20 protein-coding genes are annotated in these 17,353 nt (G+C 70.9%); 14 read left to right on the top strand and 6 right to left on the bottom strand.

What is annotated here, in order from left to right; translation table 11 throughout:
• Position 1: 1 nt before the first annotated feature.
• Complete coding sequence (locus J2X63_RS09555; RefSeq protein WP_309976464.1) at positions 2-1,444, bottom strand: PLP-dependent aminotransferase family protein; 1,443 nt, start codon at positions 1,442-1,444, stop codon at positions 2-4.
• Positions 1,445-1,505: 61 nt separating this feature from the next.
• On the opposite strand from J2X63_RS09555, the gene J2X63_RS09550 reads away from it, so the two are divergent.
• Positions 1,506-2,180, top strand: a complete 675-nt coding sequence (locus tag J2X63_RS09550) for a hypothetical protein (RefSeq protein ID WP_309976462.1) — start codon at positions 1,506-1,508, stop codon at positions 2,178-2,180.
• Positions 2,181-2,232: 52 nt separating this feature from the next.
• Here J2X63_RS09550 and J2X63_RS09545 read toward each other — a convergent pair whose 3' ends face one another.
• A complete protein-coding gene (locus J2X63_RS09545) occupies positions 2,233-2,991 on the bottom strand; it encodes a MerR family transcriptional regulator (RefSeq protein ID WP_309976460.1) in 759 nt (252 codons plus the stop codon).
• A 214-nt stretch (positions 2,992-3,205) separates the two neighbouring features.
• Here J2X63_RS09545 and J2X63_RS09540 point away from each other — a divergent pair, with 214 nt between their 5' ends.
• From J2X63_RS09540 to J2X63_RS09510, 7 genes are all read left to right on the top strand, one after another.
• Positions 3,206-4,078: a DUF4097 family beta strand repeat-containing protein gene (locus J2X63_RS09540; RefSeq protein ID WP_309976458.1), complete on the top strand. Its 873-nt coding sequence runs from the start codon at positions 3,206-3,208 to the stop codon at positions 4,076-4,078.
• Complete coding sequence (locus J2X63_RS09535) at positions 4,075-4,737, top strand: PadR family transcriptional regulator (RefSeq protein ID WP_309976456.1); 663 nt, start codon at positions 4,075-4,077, stop codon at positions 4,735-4,737. Before J2X63_RS09540 ends, J2X63_RS09535 begins: the two co-directional genes overlap by 4 nt.
• 65 nt (positions 4,738-4,802) lie before the next feature.
• Positions 4,803-5,315 (top strand): GNAT family N-acetyltransferase, encoded by a 513-nt coding sequence (locus J2X63_RS09530; protein WP_309976454.1) that lies wholly within the window; start codon positions 4,803-4,805, stop codon positions 5,313-5,315.
• Between the two features lie 9 nt (positions 5,316-5,324).
• Positions 5,325-5,744 (top strand): CrcB family protein, encoded by a 420-nt coding sequence (locus J2X63_RS09525; RefSeq protein ID WP_309976452.1) that lies wholly within the window; start codon positions 5,325-5,327, stop codon positions 5,742-5,744.
• Positions 5,741-6,124, top strand: coding sequence for a fluoride efflux transporter CrcB (gene crcB / locus J2X63_RS09520; protein ID WP_309976450.1), 384 nt, complete (start codon positions 5,741-5,743; stop codon positions 6,122-6,124). Before J2X63_RS09525 ends, crcB begins: the two co-directional genes overlap by 4 nt.
• A 53-nt stretch (positions 6,125-6,177) precedes the next feature.
• A complete protein-coding gene (locus tag J2X63_RS09515) occupies positions 6,178-8,304 on the top strand; it encodes an APC family permease (RefSeq protein WP_309976448.1) in 2,127 nt (708 codons plus the stop codon).
• A gap of 10 nt (positions 8,305-8,314) precedes the next feature.
• Positions 8,315-8,749 carry a DUF1801 domain-containing protein gene (locus tag J2X63_RS09510; RefSeq protein WP_309976446.1) on the top strand — a complete coding sequence of 145 codons (435 nt, stop codon included), beginning with the start codon at positions 8,315-8,317 and terminating at the stop codon, positions 8,747-8,749.
• A 19-nt stretch (positions 8,750-8,768) separates the two neighbouring features.
• Here the strand turns inward: J2X63_RS09510 and J2X63_RS09505 are convergent, their stop codons facing one another.
• Positions 8,769-9,941: an FAD-dependent oxidoreductase gene (locus J2X63_RS09505; protein WP_309976444.1), complete on the bottom strand. Its 1,173-nt coding sequence runs from the start codon at positions 9,939-9,941 to the stop codon at positions 8,769-8,771.
• A 197-nt stretch (positions 9,942-10,138) separates the two neighbouring features.
• Between J2X63_RS09505 and J2X63_RS09500 the strand changes: the two genes are divergently transcribed.
• On the top strand, positions 10,139-10,345 hold the full coding sequence (locus J2X63_RS09500) for a DUF3073 domain-containing protein (protein WP_159601863.1): 207 nt from the start codon (positions 10,139-10,141) through the stop codon (positions 10,343-10,345).
• Positions 10,346-10,461: 116 nt separating this feature from the next.
• Here the strand turns inward: J2X63_RS09500 and J2X63_RS09495 are convergent, their stop codons facing one another.
• Both J2X63_RS09495 and purM read right to left on the bottom strand, forming a co-directional pair.
• Positions 10,462-11,226, bottom strand: a complete 765-nt coding sequence (locus tag J2X63_RS09495) for an LLM class flavin-dependent oxidoreductase (protein WP_309976442.1) — start codon at positions 11,224-11,226, stop codon at positions 10,462-10,464.
• A 4-nt stretch (positions 11,227-11,230) separates the two neighbouring features.
• Complete coding sequence (gene purM, locus J2X63_RS09490; protein WP_309976439.1) at positions 11,231-12,337, bottom strand: phosphoribosylformylglycinamidine cyclo-ligase; 1,107 nt, start codon at positions 12,335-12,337, stop codon at positions 11,231-11,233.
• 69 nt (positions 12,338-12,406) lie between these two features.
• Here purM and J2X63_RS09485 point away from each other — a divergent pair, with 69 nt between their 5' ends.
• From J2X63_RS09485 to J2X63_RS09465, 5 genes are all read left to right on the top strand, one after another.
• The gene (locus J2X63_RS09485) at positions 12,407-13,018 is read left to right on the top strand and encodes a zinc-binding alcohol dehydrogenase (protein WP_309976437.1); all 612 of its coding nucleotides are present in this window, start codon (positions 12,407-12,409) and stop codon (positions 13,016-13,018) included.
• 77 nt (positions 13,019-13,095) lie between these two features.
• A complete protein-coding gene (locus J2X63_RS09480) occupies positions 13,096-13,530 on the top strand; it encodes a hotdog fold thioesterase (RefSeq protein ID WP_309976435.1) in 435 nt (144 codons plus the stop codon).
• A gap of 37 nt (positions 13,531-13,567) precedes the next feature.
• Positions 13,568-14,299, top strand: coding sequence for a glutamine amidotransferase (locus J2X63_RS09475; RefSeq protein WP_309976432.1), 732 nt, complete (start codon positions 13,568-13,570; stop codon positions 14,297-14,299).
• 117 nt (positions 14,300-14,416) lie between these two features.
• The gene (gene purF, locus J2X63_RS09470; protein WP_159601879.1) at positions 14,417-15,874 is read left to right on the top strand and encodes an amidophosphoribosyltransferase; all 1,458 of its coding nucleotides are present in this window, start codon (positions 14,417-14,419) and stop codon (positions 15,872-15,874) included.
• Positions 15,875-15,964: 90 nt separating this feature from the next.
• The gene (locus J2X63_RS09465; RefSeq protein ID WP_309976428.1) at positions 15,965-16,858 is read left to right on the top strand and encodes an alpha/beta hydrolase; all 894 of its coding nucleotides are present in this window, start codon (positions 15,965-15,967) and stop codon (positions 16,856-16,858) included.
• Here J2X63_RS09465 and J2X63_RS09460 read toward each other — a convergent pair.
• Entirely contained in the window at positions 16,855-17,292 is a 438-nt protein-coding gene (locus J2X63_RS09460) for a hypothetical protein (protein ID WP_309976426.1), read from the bottom strand. The two genes, J2X63_RS09465 and J2X63_RS09460, sit on opposite strands and share 4 nt — an antisense overlap.
• Positions 17,293-17,353 lie beyond the last annotated feature (61 nt).

The raw sequence follows: 17,353 nt of genomic DNA, 5'->3' as shown, positions 1-17,353 counted from the left end.
CTCAGACCACGGAGGCCAGCAGCTCGGGTTCGGGCTCGGCCGCCGGCGTGCGGGCGAGCGACCGCCAGGCGCGCGCGAGCGCCAGTACCGCGGCATCCGTCGTCTCGGGGCTGTAGCAGATGGGCAGCCGGAGGAACCGCTCGAACGCCCCGTCGACCCCGAACCTCGGGCCGGCGGCCACGATGAGCCCCTCGCGACGCGCGCCGAGCGCGAGCTGCGAGCTCACCGGCGCACCGAGGCCGACCCAGGTGACGATGCCGCCGGTGACGCGCGGCACGTCCCACTCGGGCAGGTGCCGGGCGACAAGGTGCTCGAGGCGGTCCCGGCCGGCGCGGAGCTGTTCGCGCCGCAGCTCGAGGATCTCGTCCATGCGGCCGAGGAGCCGGGTGACGATGAGCTGCTCGAGGATCGGCGTGCCGAGATCGCCCGGCGAGCGCACGGCGAGCAGCCGGCGGATCAGCGGCCGCTCGGCACGGATCCAACCCACGCGGATGCCGCCCCACACCGTCTTGCCGACCGAACCGATCAGCACCGCGTGCCCATCGGCCGCCATGGGCGGGAAGTCGCCCTGCCGGTCGATGGACAGCTCGGCGGTCGTCTCGTCGGCGATGACGACGGTGCCCTGCCGTGCGGCGGCGTCGAGCGCGCGGGCCCGGGTCTCGCGGCTCATGGTGCGCCCGGTGGGGTTCTGGAAATCGGGGATGAGGTACGCCGCGACCGGGTTCGAGTGCCGGATCGCCTGCACCAGCCCGGCCGCCTGTTCGCGGTCGTCGTCGCCCTCGGTGCCGGCCGGCACGACCGGCACGGTCACGAGGCGAGCGCCTGCCGCGCGCAGGGCCTCGTAGGCGTGCGGGTAGATCGGCACCTCGGTGAGCGCGCGGTCGCCGCGACCCACGAGCGCCCGGGCGAGCAGGCCGATGGCGTGCTGAGCACCGATCGTGACCATGATCTGGTCGGGCGTGGTGGGCAGTCCGCGAACGGCATAGCGGTCCGCGATGGCCTGGCGCAGCGCCGGCGTGCCGATGGGATCGAAGCCCGAATCGGCGAGGTGCGCGGGAAGGTCGTCGACGGCCTGTCGAGCGACCTCCGCCAGCCAGGGCAGGGCGGGCGGCGCCGCCTTCGAGAAGTCGATGTACTCGCTCTCGAGCGGCGCGGGCAGGATCGCGGGCGCACCGGGCAGGCGGGCCACGCTGCCCGAACCGCGCACGCTGTGCAGCATGCCCTGCTCGCGCAGCTGCCGGTAGGCCGCGGTGACGGTCGTGCGGCTCAGTGAGAGCCGCTCCGCGAGGTCGCGCTCGGCGGGCAGGCGCGTGTCGACCCCGATGCGGCCGTCGACGATGAGCAGGCGGATGCGTTCGGCGAGCCCCTCGTACGCGCTGCCAGCTCCGCGCCAGTCTCCGAGGAGGAGTTCGAGCGAGCGCGCACTGAGCGAGAGATCAGCCATCAGGCCACTTTAGGCCGATTGGCTCTTTGTGAACAGGCCAATCGTGGAATTGGATTGCATCATGCTTCGCCGTCCGACCGACCCCGCTCCCGTGATCGTCCGCCGCTTCGTGCAGCTCTTCGTGGGCCTGTTCCTCTACGGCATGGGCATCGCCCTCATCGTGCGGGGCGAGCTCGGCGTCGCCCCGTGGGACGTGCTCACGCAGGGCATCGCCAAGCAGACCGGCCTCAACTTCGGGCTCATCACCGTCATCACGAGCGGCATCGTCCTGTTGCTGTGGATTCCCATCCGGCAGAAGCCGGGATTCGGCACGATCATGAACGCGCTGCTCGTCGGGCCGTTCGCCGACCTCGGCCTCTGGCTGATCCCGTCGGGCCTCGACCTCTGGGCGCGCATCCTCCTGCTCGGCGCGGGCATCGTCGTGCTCGCGATCGCGACCGGCCTCTACATCGGCGCGCACTTCGGCCCCGGCCCCCGCGACGGCCTGATGACCGGCCTGCACCGCGTCACCGGATGGCGCATCTGGATCGTGCGCACCGGCATCGAGGTCATCGTTCTGGCCATCGGCTGGGCCCTGGGCGGCGACGTCGGCATCGGCACCGTGGCGTTCGCCGTCCTGATCGGACCGCTGTGCGGGTACGCGATCCCGCTGTTCGCGATCCGTCGTTCGAGCGCGATGCCCGCCGCGCCCGCACGCGTGGCTCGGCACCCTCGGGCGGCATCCGCCACCTCCTGACCGGCGATCGCCCCCGAGGCCGGGACACCTCGGGGGCGATGACGCCCGCCTGCTACAGGTTGCGGTCGGCGTAGACGGTCATCGCGTCCCGCACGAACTCAGCGCCGGCCCGGCCGCCGTAGTTCGCGCCGAAGCGCTCGTCGGCCACGTACATCTCGGCGAGCCCGACGAAGTACTCCTTCGTCGGTCCCGCCGCGCCGCCGCCGGGCGTGCCCGGAATGCCGCGCAGCCAGTCGAACTGGCGCTGCGCGAGGGCCTGGGCCTCGTCGCCGGCGGGGTCGACGCCCCGTTCGTGCGCCGAGACCCAGTCGCTGCCGAGCTGCGCCAGGCGCTGCTGCCATGCCGCCTTCTCGTCGGCGCTCATCGAGCGCCACCACGCGTCGCTCTTCGCGTACGCGTCCTTGCCCCAACGCTCCTCGACCTCCTCCTTGTACCGGGTGTGGTCGAAGCCGTCGAACATCTGCTCTGCCATGAGTCGTTCACCTCCTTCCAATGCTCCGATGGTGCGTTCGACCGACGCGATCTGCCGCGTCAGCCGGTCCTGTTCCTGCTGCAGCCATTCGAGATGGCTGCGCAGGGCGTGCGGGGCGCGCTCCTCGCGCTCGAGCACCTCGCCGATGGCGGGGAGGCCGAGGCCGAGCTCGCGCAGCAGCATGATGCGCTGCAGTCGTACGAGCGCCGCATCGTCGTAGTAGCGGTAGCCGTTGCCGCCGACGCGGCTCGGCGGCAGCAACCCGATGTCGTCGTAGTGGCGAAGCGTGCGGCTCGTGGTGCCGGCGAGCTTCGCGATCTCCTGGATCGACCAGTCCATGCGTCCTCCTCCCTTCCTCTCGTCTCCCGTTGTCGATGGATGCCACGCTAGAGGTTGACGCTGCGTCAATGTCAAGCACGCGGCATCCGCCGCACTTGCAGTCGGTGGAAACGCGATATATCGTGTTGCAGGACAAGACGCGATATATCGCGATAGAGAACGCGCACGAGACGGATGCCGCGGCATCCAGATTCGGCGCAGAGGGAGAAGCACCATGGCCATCGAGAAGTGGGTCATCGCCCCCGGAGACTCCCGGGTCATCGACCTGGAACTCGTGCGCAAGCTCAAGGTGAGCCTCATCGGCGGCAAGGTCGACATCATCGCGCACGACGAGCCCGGCGCACGCATCGAGATCTCGAGCGTCACCGGCAAGGACCTGCTCGTGCAGATCGACGGCGACTCGCTCGAGATCGACCACCCGCAGCTGCGCTGGGACAACTTCATCGACGCCTTCAAGGGGTTCGTCGGCAGCGCGAAGGCGGAGGTGTCGATCCTCGCCCCGCGCCACGTCGCCATCAAGCTCGGCGTCGTCTCAGGTGACGCGCTCATCTCGGGCTTCGCGACCGACGCGAAGTTCAACACCGTGTCGGGCGACCTGGTGATCGACAACCACGAGGGCGACGTCGAGCTGTCCAGCGTCTCGGGCGAGGTCTCGGCCGGCAACCACACGGGTCGCATCACGGCGCACTCGGTCTCGGGCGACATCGTCGCGACCGGCGACATCGTGTCGTTCAACGCCGACACCGTCTCGGGCAACATGATCGTCGATGCCGAGGGCACGCCGCACCGCATCGACACGAACACGGTGTCGGGCGACCTCACCGTGCGCTTCGAGCCCGGCACCGGCGCCCGCTACCGCGTCAACACGGTCGGCGGCACGGTGCTGCTCGACGACTCCACCATCAAGGGCATGCTCGGCAAGGGCTTCGAGCGCACCGTCGGCGAGCTCGCCGGCCGCTGGCTCGAGCTCGGCGCGAACAGCGTGTCGGGCAACATCTCGATCATGCGCCGCGAGGCGTCGGCGAAGGCGGGCACGGCGGATGCCGCAGCCGGCACCGGCGCGGGCGACGCCGGGGCCTCGGCATGACTCCCCCCGTCTTCGCCCACGGCAACCTGCGCCTCTATCTGCTCGCCCTGCTCGACGAGCGGCCCCGGCACGGCTACGAGCTGATCCAGGCGCTCTCCGATCGCTTCGGGGGCACCTACAGCCCGAGTGCCGGCACCATCTATCCCCGCCTCTCCAAGCTCGAGGAGGAGGGACTCGTCACGAAGTCGACGGACGGCCGCAAGACCGTCTACGAGATCACGGATGCCGGTCGAGCCGAGCTCGAGGCACGCCGCCACGACCTCGACGCCATCGAGGACGACCTCACCGACTCGGTGCGCCGCCTCGCCGACGGCGTGCGCGCCGAGGTGAACGACGCGATGCGCACGCTGCGTGCCGAACTCGCCAGCGCTGCGCGCGAGGCGAAGCGTGCCGCGTCGAGCGCGCCGGCCGGCAGCGGCACGGGAGCGGGCGGTGCGACCGGCGGCACGGGTGGCACGGGCTCATCGGCCCCGCACGCCGACTCGAACCGCGCCGTGCACGAGGCCGACCTGGTGCTCAACGAGTTCCGCCAGCAACTGCGCACCGACCTGCGCACCCGGGCCCACGGCGGCCGCGTGTCGGCCGAGGCCGTGACGCTGCTGCGGGACCGCCTCGCCGAGGTGCGCGCCGACGTGCTGGCGACCCTCACCGACCACTGACCCCGCCTGAGACCCCCGACACCCGCCATCCTGCGGGTGTCGGGGGTCGGTGGTTGTCTTGGGGCATGACGGATGTCGCACTGCAGCCCTGGTCCGACGACGACCTCGACCTGCTGCGCCGGGCGAACACCCCCGAGCTCATGGACCAGATGGGCGGCGTCGAGGCCGACGAGCAGGTCATCGCCCGTCACGAGCGCTACCTGCGGCTGTGGCGCGAGGGCGCGGGCTTCCAGTTCCGCATCATGATCCCCGGCCACCCCGAGGGCGTCGGCATCGTGGGCTACTGGCATCGCGACGAAGACGGCGAGCCGGTGCTCGAATCGGGCTGGTCGGTCGAGTCCGAGTACCGCGGGCAGGGCATCGCGCCCGCGGCGGTGATCGCCATGCTCGAGGTCGCCCGCGCGCACGGAGACACGCTGCCGGTGCACGCCTATCCGCGCGTCGACAATGCCGCCTCCAACGCGGTGTGCCGCAAAGCCGGCTTCACGCTGCTCGGTGAGAAGGACTTCGAGGTCACGCCGGGCAACGTGCTGCACACGAACGACTGGGTCTACGAGTTGGCCCCTGCCACGGCGTAGCCTCGAGGGGTGCTCGCCTACCTCGCCGTCGCCCTCGGCGGCCTCGTCGGCACGGGCCTGCGCCTCGCCTGCGATCTCGCGTTCCCGCATGCCGACGGCGAGTTCCCCATCGAGACCCTCGTCGTCAACCTGGTCGGAGCGTTCGCGCTCGGCTGGCTGGTCGGCGGGGTGTGGACCCGACCGACCACGCCGTTCTGGCTCAAGGCGGGCCTCGGGTCGGGCGTGCTCGGGTCGTTCACCACACTGTCGGCGGTGATGGCCTCGCTCCTCCTGCTCACCGCCGGAGGCGACGCAGGGGTCGCGGTCGCCTACCTGCTGGCCTCGGTGATCGGCGGGCTCGGGCTCGCCGCGGCCGGCCTCCGCATCGGCTCGCTCATCGCCCACCGTCCCATGCCGACCGAGATCACCGACGCCGGGGAGACCCTGTGACCGCGTCGCTCGCGCCGCTCGTCGTGGTCTCCGTGCTCGTGGCGGGCGCCGTGGGCGCTGTGCTGCGCTACGCGCTGTCGCGGGCGCTGCCGGTGCGGCCCGGACACCTGCCCGGCGGCATCCTCATCGTGAACGTGGTCGGCTCGGGCGTCGCCGGCGCGCTGATCGGACTCGCGGAGCGCGCGGCCCTCGACGGCGACCTGCGCCTCGTGCTGGTCACGGGGTTCTGCGGCGGCCTCACGACGTTCAGCACGTGGACGGTCGAGACCATCGAGCTCGTCGACGGCGGGCGTTGGCGGGCCGCGATCCTCAACGTCGTGGTCACCCTCACCCTCGGGCTCGCCGCCGCGGCGGGCATGTACCTCCTCGTCCTGACCTGACTCCCCACCCGGCTGACTTGACTCTCGACCCGGCGGGTGTAGTGTCGTCCGCCGTGACGAATGAAGTCGGCGAGCCGCCGGCAGAACTGAAGTCGCCGAAGAACTGGATCATCGGCGACCCCCTCCCGACCGAGAAACTCGAGGGGCAGCTGCTCCCGAAGCACCTGGCGCTCCCGATCTTCGCGAGCGACCCGCTGTCCTCCGTGGCGTACGCCCCGCAGGAGCTGCTGATGATCCTCATGGTGGGCGGCCTCGCCTTCCTGAGCTTCGCGCCGTGGGTGGCCCTGGCCGTGGTGGTGCTGCTCGTGACGGTCGTGGCGTCGTACCGGCAGCTCATCCGGGCATACCCCTCGGGCGGCGGCGACTACGAGGTGGCGCACCGCAATCTCGGCGAGAAGGCCGGCCTGGTCGTGGCATCCGCCCTGCTCGTGGACTACGTGATGACCGTCGTCGTGTCCGTCGCGTCGGGCGTCGACAACATCATCTCGGCGATCCCCGAGCTCAACGGGTTCCGGGTCGAGCTGGCCGTGCTCTTCGTCATCCTGCTCGCCGCCGTGAACCTCCGCGGCGTCAGCGAGTCGTCGAAGGCCTTCGCCGTGCCGACCTACCTCTTCATCGGCAGCGTGTTCGTCATGGTCGTGGTGGGCCTCACCCGCACCCTGCTCGGCGACCCGCCCGTGGCCGAGTCGTCGATCTACGGCGTCGACCCCGAGTCGCTCACGCAGGCGGGCATCATCCTGCTGCTGCTGCGTTCCTTCGCGAGCGGATGCTCCGCGCTGACGGGCGTGGAGGCCATCTCGAACGGCGTGCCCGCCTTCCGCCGTCCCAAGGTCCGCAACGCCCAGCGCACCCTCGTGCTCATGGGCGGCATCGCGATCGTGCTCTTCGCGGGGCTCACGGCGCTCGCGCTCATCTCGAACGTGCACTACGCCGAGAACCCGTGCAACCTGATCGGCTGGACGGAGTGCGCCACGGAGCCGCAGAAGAGCCTCATCGCGCAGGTCGCGGGCGCCACCTTCGGCGACAACTCCGTCTTCTTCTACCTGATCCAGGCGACGACCGCGCTCGTGCTGCTCCTCGCGGCCAACACGGCGTTCAACGGGTTCCCGCTGCTCGGCTCGGTGCTCGCGCAGGACGGCTACGCGCCCAAGTCGCTCTCGACCCGCGGCGACCGCCTCATCTACTCGAACGGCGTGGTGATCCTCGCGCTCGCGGCCTCGTTCATCCTCGTGGTGTTCCAGGCGAACCTGACGGTGCTCATCCAGCTCTACATCATCGGCGTGTTCGTGTCGTTCACGCTCGGGCAGACCGGCATGGTCCGGCACTGGCTGCGCGAGCTCTCGCTGCGGCGGCACCCGTCGTCGAAGGCGAAGCCGCGGCGAACGGCAGCCTCGGCGGATGCCGATGCGAAGCCGCTCTCTCAGGGCGCCGTGATGCGCGCCCTCGTGATCAACGCCATCGGCGCGGGCATGACCGCGGTCGTGCTCATCGTCGTGACCATCACGAAGTTCACCCACGGCGCGTGGATCGTGTTCGTGATGATGCCCATCCTCTTCTTCCTGATGATGGGCGTGAACCGGTACTACCGCGACGTCGAGAAGGAGATCGAGGTCGACCCGACCACGACGTTCGGCGCGACGGGCGACCACGCGATCGTGCTCGTCGGCCGCATGCAGAAGCCCACCCTGAAGGCGCTCGACTACGCGATCGCGGCGCGCCATGACTCCCTCGAGGCCGTGCACGTGTCGATCGACGACGAGTCCACGAAGCGCCTGAAGAAGGACTGGGTCAAGCAGAACATCCACGTGAAGCTGCGCATCCTGTCGTCGCCGTACCGCGACCTCAGCCATCCGCTCATCCAGTACATCAAGAACCGCAGGGCCGAGCACGGCTCCGAGGTCGTCACCGTCTACATGCCGCAGTTCATCGTGGGCCACTGGTGGGAGAACATCCTGCACAACCACAAGGCGCGGCGCATCCGCCAGAAGCTGCTGCTGGTGCACGGCGTCACCGTGGCGCTCGTGCCGTGGCTGCTCGACTCCTCCGACCTCATCTACGGCCGCCGTTCACGCCCGCTGCCCGGTCAGGATCGCCGCGGCGAGCCGGTGCGCCCGCTGCCGCGCCGGCCGATCGCCGAAGCGCCGCATCCGACCACGACAGGATCGAAGCGCGGTCGCTAGGCTGCCGCCCATGGTGGTCGACGACGACGTGCGCGTGTTCCTCGAGACGATCGAGCGTCCCGTGCGCCGTCGCGACGCCGAGACCCTCCTCGACCTCATGTCGCGGGTCACCGGCGAGCCCGCCCGCATGGCCTACCGCGGCATCATCGGGTTCGGCACGTACCACTACCACTACGAGAGCGGGCGGCAGGGCGATGCGGCCGCCGCGGCCTTCGCCCCGCGCGGGCCGTCGACGACGATCTACCTGCCCGACGGCGTCGCGGCCCACTCCGACGCGCTCGAGCGCCTCGGCCCGCACACCACGGGCGTCGGATGCCTCTACGTGAAGGACCTCGCGAAGATCGACCTCGACGTGCTGGAGCAGGTCGTGGCGGCGTCGTACGCGACGGTCACCGCCGGGACGTTCGGACGGCGGGCGCGCGACGGCGGGAGCTCGTCGGGCTGAGCGCCGCGGCATCCGCTCGCTAGAGCATCGCCATGATCTGGCGGGCGATCATGCGGCCCGCCCGGTTGGCGCCGATGGTGGAGGCCTGCGGGCCGTACCCGGCGAGGAAGATGCGCGGGTCGTTCCACGAGGCGCCCTGGCCGACCGTGATGCCGCCGGCCTTCTCGCGCAGCTTGAGCGGCGACAGGTGCCGCAGGTCGGGCCGGAAGCCCGTGGCCCAGATGATCGCATCGGCGCGCGCCATGCCGCCGTCGTCGCCGTCCCAGACCACGCGATCGGGTTCGATCCGATCGAACATGGGCCGCGCGACGAGCAGGCCCCGCTCGATCCCCGCCGCGATCCTGCGGCTCTTCGGCACGCCGGTGCCGCTGACGACCGAGGGAAGCGCGCGGCCCGACCTGGCGGCCTCGTCCTGCAGGGCGACCGCGGCCGAGGCGCCCTCGAGGTCGAGCTCCTGGCGATCGAGCCAGTCGATCGGGCGCCGAGAGACCCAGGTGAGGCCGGCCGCGACGTCCTCGAGCTCGAGCATGAAACCGATCGCCGACGTGCCGCCGCCGACGACGACGACGTGCTGGCCGCGGAAGTCCGCCGCGTCGACGTAGTCGGAGGTGTGCAGGTGCCGGCCCGCGAAGTCGGCCATGCCGGGGTAGTACGGCACGAATGGAGAGCCCCAGGTGCCCGTGGCGTTCACGAGGAACTGCGTCGCGAGCCGGTGCTGCGGAGCCGACGGGGCAGGAGGCTCCTCGAACGTCTTGCGCCGGCGGCCGAAGAGGCCCTTGGCCTTGGCCTCCTCGACGGGCTGCGGGGTGAGGTCCTCGTACTGCACGAGCAGGTCGACGCCCTCGTTCGCGACGGCGCGCACGTTCATGGGGCGACGCACCCGCAGGTCGAAGTGCTGCTCGAACCGCCCGTAGTAGTCGGCGACGACCTCCTTCGCCGGAAGCGTGCGGTCGGCGGTGTCGAAGCTGACGCCGAGCTCGGCCATGCCGGGCAGGTCGTTGACGCGGTGCGCGGTGCCGAGGCGGAGCGACGACCAGCGGTGCTGCCATGCGCCGCCGGGCCCTGGAGCCCGGTCGAGCATGACGAAATCGTCGTCGGCGACGAGCTCGAAACGGCGCAGGTAGTAGGCGACGGAGAGCCCGGCCTGACCGGCTCCGATCACCACGACCTTCACGCGTTCAGGGCTCGTCATCACGTGACAATCTCAGCATGTCTTGCTGGATGCGCGCACCATGGCGGCGCGGCGGATACGGCCGGCGCACACTCGCTGTGGAAGGCTCCGACCGGCCCGATTCGCGGTGCTAAACTGGCAGCCGGACGAATTTCTTCTATCAGAGCGCGCCGGGTGAAGACCATCCCACCCGGCCAGATGTCGTAAGGGGGTCACGCATGGGGCGCGGCCGTCAGAAAGCCAAGCACACCAAGGTCGCTCGGGAGCTGAAGTACTTCAGTCCGAACACCGACTACACGGCGCTTGAGCGCGAACTCACGGGTTCGCAGCATGACGAATACAACGAAGAGGCGTCGAAGTGGTCGGAGTACGCCGCCGACGACGACGACACCTACGTCACCGGAGACGAGCAACAGCGCGCCTAGTCGCGACCGATGTTCAACGCTTGGCGCTGACGACGGCTTCTTGCGCAACCCTGCCGCCCATCGACGATCCGACGACCCGGTGACCCGGTCGAGGCGGACCGCGCGGGGCGGACGCCTCATGCCTGGAATCGCCAGCGCGCGGTCTCCTCGACGAACCGCTCCAGTTCGGCGAGCGAGTTCGACGGAGTGATGGCCCGTAGCACGAGCTCGTCGACGACGTCGAACGCGGCCAGCCCCGCGGCATCCGTCACCGTCGCGTCGGCCGCGGCGATGCCGAGGCGTTCGAAGTTCGCGGCGTACGACGGCACCGACTCGTAGCGGGTGATCTCCTGCTCGAGCGCCGGCCGCGCCTGCTGCTCGGCGATCGTGCGCACGTAGAGCACGACCCGCGGGCGGAGCGCATCGGCGGCGCTCGCCGCAGCGCGGGCTTCCTCGGCCGCCGCCCGCGCCGCCTCCGGCGTGAGCCAGTTGAGCAGCACGCCGTCGGCGTGCTCGGCGGCCAGCCGGCGCATCCGCGGGCCGAGCGCACCCACGACGATGGACGCGGTCGTGGACGCGCGCAACGCCCGGACACCCTCGCTGACCAGGCGAACCGGATGCTCGGCCCGACCCGAGCCGATCCCCAGGGTCGTGCGCGCCACGGGCAGTTCACGCAGGTCGAGCGTGTCGGCGGGCCGACGGTCGAGTGGGATGACACCGGTCGCGAGGCGGAGCGTGTCGGTCACGGATGCAGCCGCGCGGAGCCCGTCGAGGGAGTCGCCGCCGGGCACGTCGTTGATCCAGAGCGCCGAGAAGCCGAGCCGCTCGACGCGCGGGGCCAGCTCGCGGGCCACCTCGGCACTCGTCGTGCCGATGATCCCGATCGAGACGGCCGCGTGCATCGGCTCAGTCCCGGTAGGCGCCCACGAGGCGCACGGCGCCGCCGTCGACGCCCTTCGCGCCCTGCTCGAATCCGTCGAGGTCGCGATCGCCGATGGCGACGGTGCCCGCCTGCCACGAGGGCAGGCCGAGCGCGTCGAGCTCGTCGATCACGGCGGCGGCGTCCTCCGCGGCGACCACGGCGAAGAAGCCGATGCCGAGGTTCCAGGTGCCCTCGGTGGACTCGAGCGTCGTGCCCGCGAGGTCGTTGAGCACGCGGAAGACGGGCGCCGGCGACCACGTCGACCGGTCGAGCTCGACCCACGAGCCGCGAGGGAGCACGCGGGCGAGGTTCGCCGCGATGCCGCCGCCCGTCACGTGCGACAGCGAGTGCACGGATGTCGCGAGCCGGTCGTGCTCGAGGAGGCGCACGAGCGGCCCGGCGTAGAGCCGCGTCGGCTCGAGGAGCGCCTCGCCCCACGTCGTGCCGAGCTCTGCGGCGGCATCCGTGTACGACAGCCCCGCGTTCGCGAGGATGTGCCGGACCAGGGAGAACCCGTTGGAGTGCAGGCCGCTCGAGGCGATCGCGATGACCGCGTCGCCGTCGCGCACGCGCTCGGCGCCGAGCAGCCGGTCGGCCTCGACCACGCCGACCGCGGCGCCGGCCACGTCGTAGTCGTCGGCGCCCATGAGCCCGGGGTGCTCGGCGGTCTCGCCGCCGACGAGCGCGGTGCCCGTCTCGGCGCAGGCCCTCGCGATGCCCGTGACGATCGCGGCGATGCGCTCGGGCACGACCTTGCCGCAGGCGATGTAGTCGGTCATGAACAGCGGCTTCGCCCCGACCACGACGATGTCGTCGACGACCATGCCCACGAGGTCCTGCCCGATGGTGTCGTGACGGTCGAGCGCCTGGGCGATCGCGATCTTCGTGCCGACGCCGTCGGTCGAGGTCGCGAGCAGCGGCCGGGCGTAGTCCTTCGCGAACGAGAGGTCGAAGAGACCGGCGAAACCGCCGACCCCGCCGAGAACGTTGGAGCCGTGCGTCGCGGCGACGGCCTCCTTCATGAGCTCGACGGCGAGATCGCCCGCCCGGGTGTCGACTCCGGCGGCGGCGTAGGACGAGTTCGAGGTCACCTGTCAAGCGTACCCGCGGCCCGCGCGCCGATCCGTGCCCTGGCGGACAGCGCACCCTAAAATGGACCCATGCACGCGGGCGGAACTCCGTCGTGGGTGATTCGCGAGAACGCGAGTCGCTCGGTCCTCCTCGCCCTCTACCTGCGCGAAGTGCTCGCGATCGCGTCGCCGGTGGAGCTGCCGAGGCTCCGCGACGTCGGCGCAGTCGGCGACCGGCTCGAGATCGACCAGCACGACCTGCTCGAACGGCAGTGGCGGGCCTGGTGGGCGATGACGGTCGAGCCCGAGGCGCATCCGTCGGCCGTGCCGCTCGAACTCGTCGAGGCGTACGACACCGATGTGGCGCTGCCCGTCTCCGAAGCGGAGATCCTGGCCGCGGCGATCGTGCCGCACGCCGAGGCCGCGCGGGCCTGGGCCGAATGGGCGCATCAGGGGTACCGCACCGCATCGGCCGCACGCCGTGGCGACTCCTACCGCGCCTACGCCGGCACGATCGCCGAGCACGAGCGTGAAGTGGGGCGCCGGGCGCACTCCTTCGAGCTCAACGTCGAGGTGGTGCCGTTCACGCAGCCGGGCGTCTGGTGGATCGGCGCGATGACCGTGGCGGTCACCGACTCCCTGCGATCGGATGCCTCGGCGTTCGACGACGCCATCCACCCGATCATCGCCGAGCTGGCATAGCGGGCCCACTCACAGCTACGGGTCGTCGAGGCGCCGCAGCGCACCCGTGGACGGGAGCGCATGCCAGACTCGATCGCATGAGCATCTGGTTCGGCGAGCCCTCCCTCGACTGGGCGAACTCGCGTCGCGACGGCACCCTCCTGAACGAGCTCGGCATCGAGATGACCGAACTCACCGATGGCTCGCTCAAGGGCCGGATGCCGGTCGACGGCCGCACGCGGCAGCCGGGCGGGGTGCTGCACGGCGGGGCATCCGTCGCCTTCGCCGAGAGCTTGGCGAGCTGGGGCTCGACGTTCACCGTCGACCCGGCCACGAGCTACTGCGTCGGCATGGAGATCAACGCCAACCACGTGCGCCCGGTCGCCGAGGGCTGGGTCTACGGCGAGGCGACGCCGATCTCGCGCGGCCGCACCACGCAGGTGTGGGACATCAGGATCACGGATGCCGCGGGCAAGCTGGTGTGCGTCTCGCGCTGCACGATGGCCGTGCTGCCCAAGCCGTCGGAGTACTGAGGCCCCGCGCCGCGGGCCTCGGGAATATCGTGGGCGTGTGAAGCCCTTCGTCCTCCTCGCGACGCGCGCCGAGGACCAGCCCGCCGACGAGGAGTACGCGCTGTTCCTCCGCCACTCCGGCCTCGACGAGCGCGACCTGGTCCGGGTGCGGCTCGAGGCGGAGCCGATGCCCGACCTCGACCTGGACGGGCTCTCGGGCATCTTCGTCGGCGGCGGCCCCTTCAACGCGTCCGATCCTGCCGAGCGGAAGTCGCCGGTGCAGCGGCGGGTCGAGTCCGAGTTCGACGCGCTCCTCGACGAGGTCGTGGCCCGGGACTTCCCTTTCCTCGGGGCCTGCTACGGCGTGGGCACCCTCGGCGTGCACCAGGGCGCGCCGATCGACCGGACCTACGCCGAGCCGATCAGCGTCGTGCCGGTCACGCTGACCGACGCCGGGGCATCCGACCCGATCCTCGCCGGGATGCCGCCGACGTTCAACGCGTTCGTGGGGCACAAGGAGGCGATCCGATCGCTGCCGGCCTCCGCGACCCTGCTCGGGTCGTCGCCGACCTGCCCGGTGCAGATGTTCCGGGTCGGGTCGAACGTCTACGCGACGCAGTTCCACCCCGAGCTCGACGTCGAGGCCATCACCGTGCGAATCCACGCCTATGCGAACCACGGGTACTTCGCGGCCGACGAGCTCGAGCCGACGCTCGCCGCGGTGCGTCGGGCGGAGGTGTCGCATCCGAGCCGGATGCTGCGGGCCTTCGTCGAGCGTCACGCCCGGTAGCGGCACCCGCTCAGCTGAGCAGGAGGTGCCGTTCAGGCGGCTCACACGCGCGCGTGTGGGAGGATGGATCGTCCTGCTCGGACGCTCAACCCACCCCCACGAGGAGCCCTAGCTCGCATGTGCGGCATCGTCGGCATCGTCTCCACCGAGCCCGTCAACCAGCAGATCTACGACAGCCTCCTGCTGCTGCAGCACCGGGGGCAGGACTCCACCGGCATCGCGACCGCAGACGGACCGGTCTTCCACATGACGAAGCAGCGCGGGCAGGTGCGTGAGGCCTTCCGCACGCGCGACATGCGCTCGCTGCTCGGCAACATGGGCCTCGGCCACGTGCGCTACACGACCAAGGGCGCGGCAGAGCGCGAGGAGGAGGCGCAGCCGTTCTACGTGAACGCGCCGTACGGCATCATCCTCGTGCACAACGGCAACCTCACGAACACGCGTGAGCTCTCGAGCGACCTGTTCAACATCGACCGCCGCCACGTGAACTCCACGAGCGACACCGAGATGCTCCTCAACGTGCTTGCGACCGAGCTGCAGGGGCAGATCACCGGGCTCGACCTCGACCCCGACCAGGTGTTCGCCGCCGTCGAGCAGGTGCACGAACGCGTCGAGGGCTCCTACGCGGTCATCTCGCTCATCGCGGGCTACGGCCTGCTCGCGTTCCGCGACCCCTACGGCATCCGTCCGCTCATCCTCGGCAAGCGCGTGACCGAGGCCGGCAAGGACGAGTGGATCGTCGCCTCCGAATCGCTCGTGCTCGAGAACGGCGACTACGAGATCGTGCGCGACGTGCTCCCCGGCGAGGCGATCTTCATCACCCTCGACGGGCGCATGATCTCGCGGCAGTGCGCGAAGAACCCGCGCCTCGTGCCGTGCTCGTTCGAGTACGTCTACCTCGCCCGCCCCGACTCCGTCATGAACGGCATCTCGGTGTACGAGGCGCGCCTGCGCATGGGCGACCGGCTCGCGACCACCATCGAGACCCACATGGACAAGGGCGACATCGACGTCGTCATGCCGATCCCCGACTCGTCGCGACCCGCGGCGATGCAGGTCGCCCAGAAGCTCGGCATCGAGTACCGCGAGGGGTTCTACAAGAACCGCTACGTGGGCCGCACGTTCATCATGCCCGGGCAGGCGCAGCGCCGCCGCTCGGTGCGCCAGAAGCTCAACGCCATGGGCACCGAGTTCAAGGGCAAGAACATCCTCATCGTCGACGACTCGATCGTGCGCGGCACGACCTCGAAGGAGATCGTCGAGATGGCCCGCGCCGCCGGCGCCAACAAGGTCACCTTCACGTCGGCCGCTCCCCCGGTGCGCTACCCGCACGTCTACGGCATCAACATGCCGAGCCGCCAGGAGCTCGTCGCGCACGGGCGCAAGATCCCCGAGATCGCCCGCGAGCTGAACGCCGACCACATGATCTACCAGGAGGTCGCCGACCTGCAGGCCGCGATCACCCAGGGCACCTCGATCGACCAGCTCGACCTCTCGTGCTTCACCGGCGAGTACGTCACCGGCACGGTCACCGAGGAGTACCTCGAGTGGGTGGAGAAGACCCAGCTCAGCTGAGCGGATGCCGCGGGCGGCGTGTCATCGGCCATCCCGTCGGGGCGCGGCCGAGCCGAGCACGACGTCGGTGGCGTGCGCCACACTGGCCGCATGGGATTCACTCGCCGCGGCAGCGTGCGCACCCCGGTGCTCGAGATCGCCTATGAGGAGGCGGGTCCGCCCGACGGGCCGGCCGCGGTGCTCTCGCACGGGTTCCCCTACGACGTGCGCGCCTACGACGAGGTCGCCGGCCTGCTCGCGGCATCCGGCATGCGCGTGATCGCGCCCTACCTGCGCGGCTATGGCCCGACGCGGTTCACGGATGCCGCGACGATGCGCTCGGGTGAGCAGGCGGCGCTCGCACAGGACCTGCTCGACCTGATCGAGGGGCTCGGCCTCGACCGGCCGATCGTCGGCGGCTACGACTGGGGCGGTCGCGCATCGTGCCTCGTCGCGGCCGTGCATCCCGACCGCGTCGGCGGTCTCGTGACGGTCGGCGGCTACAACGTGTTCGGGGCGGGCTTCGGCCAGGAGCCGGCCCCGCCCGAGTGGGAGCGCACGTACTGGTACCAGTACTACTTCCATTCCGAGCGCGGGCGTCGCGGGCTCGAACGGTATCGGCGCGAGCTCTGCGAACTGCTGTGGACGACGTGGTCGCCCCAATGGGCCGGCGCGGCGGCGGCGTTCGCCGCGAGCGCGCCGAGCCTCGACAACCCCGACTTCGTCGACGTCGTGATCCACTCCTACCGGCACCGGTACGGGCTCGCCGAGGGCGATCCGCGCTATGCCGACCTCGAGGCGGCTGCCTCGACCGAGCCGCCCATCGGGGTGCCGACCGTCGTGCTCGAGAGCGGCGCCGACGGCGTCGGCGGTCCCGGCGGCGAGACCGACCGCGAGAAGTTCACGGGCGCCTACGCGTTCCGCGAGCTCCCCGGCATCGGCCACGACCTGCCGCAGGAGGCGCCGCGCGAGTTCGCCGACGGGGTGCTCAGCCTGCGCGCCTAGTCGTCGGCGCGGTACGTCGACTCGTGCAGCGCGGCGACGGACTTCGCCTTCCTGGCGGAGGCGCGGTCGATCACGAGGGCGACCAGGGCGCCCAGCATCGCGCCGATCGCCGCGCAGCCGAGCAGCAGGAAGCCGAACACCTGGCCCTTGTCGAAGCCGGGGCCTGCCGCCCCGTCGACCGGTTGGCCCGAGAAGGCGAACGTGAGGATGAGCGCCACCACGGCGCCGAGGATGGCGCCGAGCGTGATGAACCGTCCATACCGGGGGGCGCGCCGCACGGTCACGACGTCATCGGTGACCTCGGTCTCGATGGGCTCGTCGATCTCCAGGTGCTCCACGCGCCGCGCGGGTGCAGCGTCGGCCTCGGGTGCAGCCCCGGTCTCGGGGTCGCGCTCGGGCTCGTACGGCTGCGGAAGGTTCTGAGGGTCGCTCACCCCTCCATTGTCCCATCCGGCGGATGCCGCTCGGCCCGCCCGCCGCCCGGCGCTCGGCGGC

This window comes from Agromyces sp. 3263 (assembly GCF_031456545.1).
Lineage (GTDB): Bacteria > Actinomycetota > Actinomycetes > Actinomycetales > Microbacteriaceae > Agromyces.
Note: the sequence above shows the minus strand (reverse complement) of the source record. Positions and strands in the feature narration are given on the sequence as shown.

What these genes read in the sequence shown, in the direction of transcription:
- J2X63_RS09555 (WP_309976464.1), bottom strand. Translation starts at nt 1,444, where the DNA reads ATGGCTGATCTCTCGCTCAGTGCGCGCTCGCTCGAACTCCTCCTCGGA.
- J2X63_RS09550 (WP_309976462.1), top strand. Translation starts at nt 1,506, where the DNA reads ATGCTTCGCCGTCCGACCGACCCCGCTCCCGTGATCGTCCGCCGCTTC.
- J2X63_RS09545 (WP_309976460.1), bottom strand. Translation starts at nt 2,991, where the DNA reads ATGGACTGGTCGATCCAGGAGATCGCGAAGCTCGCCGGCACCACGAGC.
- J2X63_RS09540 (WP_309976458.1), top strand. Translation starts at nt 3,206, where the DNA reads ATGGCCATCGAGAAGTGGGTCATCGCCCCCGGAGACTCCCGGGTCATC.
- J2X63_RS09535 (WP_309976456.1), top strand. Translation starts at nt 4,075, where the DNA reads ATGACTCCCCCCGTCTTCGCCCACGGCAACCTGCGCCTCTATCTGCTC.
- J2X63_RS09530 (WP_309976454.1), top strand. Translation starts at nt 4,803, where the DNA reads ATGACGGATGTCGCACTGCAGCCCTGGTCCGACGACGACCTCGACCTG.
- J2X63_RS09510 (WP_309976446.1), top strand. Translation starts at nt 8,315, where the DNA reads ATGGTGGTCGACGACGACGTGCGCGTGTTCCTCGAGACGATCGAGCGT.
- J2X63_RS09505 (WP_309976444.1), bottom strand. Translation starts at nt 9,941, where the DNA reads ATGACGAGCCCTGAACGCGTGAAGGTCGTGGTGATCGGAGCCGGTCAG.
- J2X63_RS09500 (WP_159601863.1), top strand. Translation starts at nt 10,139, where the DNA reads ATGGGGCGCGGCCGTCAGAAAGCCAAGCACACCAAGGTCGCTCGGGAG.
- J2X63_RS09495 (WP_309976442.1), bottom strand. Translation starts at nt 11,226, where the DNA reads ATGCACGCGGCCGTCTCGATCGGGATCATCGGCACGACGAGTGCCGAG.
- J2X63_RS09485 (WP_309976437.1), top strand. Translation starts at nt 12,407, where the DNA reads ATGCACGCGGGCGGAACTCCGTCGTGGGTGATTCGCGAGAACGCGAGT.
- J2X63_RS09480 (WP_309976435.1), top strand. Translation starts at nt 13,096, where the DNA reads ATGAGCATCTGGTTCGGCGAGCCCTCCCTCGACTGGGCGAACTCGCGT.
- purF (WP_159601879.1), top strand. Translation starts at nt 14,417, where the DNA reads ATGTGCGGCATCGTCGGCATCGTCTCCACCGAGCCCGTCAACCAGCAG.
- J2X63_RS09465 (WP_309976428.1), top strand. Translation starts at nt 15,965, where the DNA reads ATGGGATTCACTCGCCGCGGCAGCGTGCGCACCCCGGTGCTCGAGATC.